This is a genomic window from Pseudomonas sp. PH1b (assembly GCF_000633395.1).
GTDB lineage: Bacteria > Pseudomonadota > Gammaproteobacteria > Pseudomonadales > Pseudomonadaceae > Aquipseudomonas.
Window position 1 is genome coordinate 1 of the sequence record NZ_AYMU01000050.1, and the last position, 609, is coordinate 609.

Below are 609 nucleotides of genomic sequence, written 5' to 3' on the forward strand. Positions count from 1 at the left end.
CAACGGCCAGTTGCGCATGGTGGACGCGAGCGCCGAGAAAGGCGCGGTGGCGATCAAGGCCGGCAGCCTCGATGCCCAGGGAGCGGTCTACGCCGGCAGCGAGCTCAAGGTGCAGACCCGGGGCGACCTGAGCAACCAGAAAACCCTTGCCGCCCGCGACAGCATCCAGCTGGACAGCGGCGGCAAACTGAGCAACCACGGCATCATCGAGGCCGGGGTCAATGCCGATAACAGTCGCAACCCGAGCGGCGATGTCACGCTGACGGCGCAGACCCTGAACAACAATGGCCAGAGCGTGGTGGCCAGCTGCGATCTGACGGTCACGGCAACCCAGTCCCTGGACAACCAGGGCGGAACCCTCAGCGGCCAGCGCCAGGTAACGGTCAATGCCGGTACCCTGGACAACCAGAACCAGGGCCGTGTGCTCAGCGCTGCGAGCATGCAGCTTGAAGCTGCTCGATTGCTCAACGGCCAGGGCGGGCTGGTCAACAGCAGCGGGCAGTTGAACGCGCGGATCGGCAGCCTGAACAACCAGCAAGGCGAGCTGTCCAGCCTGGCGGGCCTGAGCTTGCAAGTGGCGACCCTGGACAACGTTGCGGGTCTGGTGAC

Annotated in this window: 1 protein-coding gene; it reads left to right on the forward strand. The window is 65.7% G+C overall.

What is annotated here, in order from left to right:
- On the forward strand, nt 1-609 hold a 609-nt coding region (locus U873_RS34635; RefSeq protein ID WP_043274801.1), incomplete at both ends, for a hypothetical protein.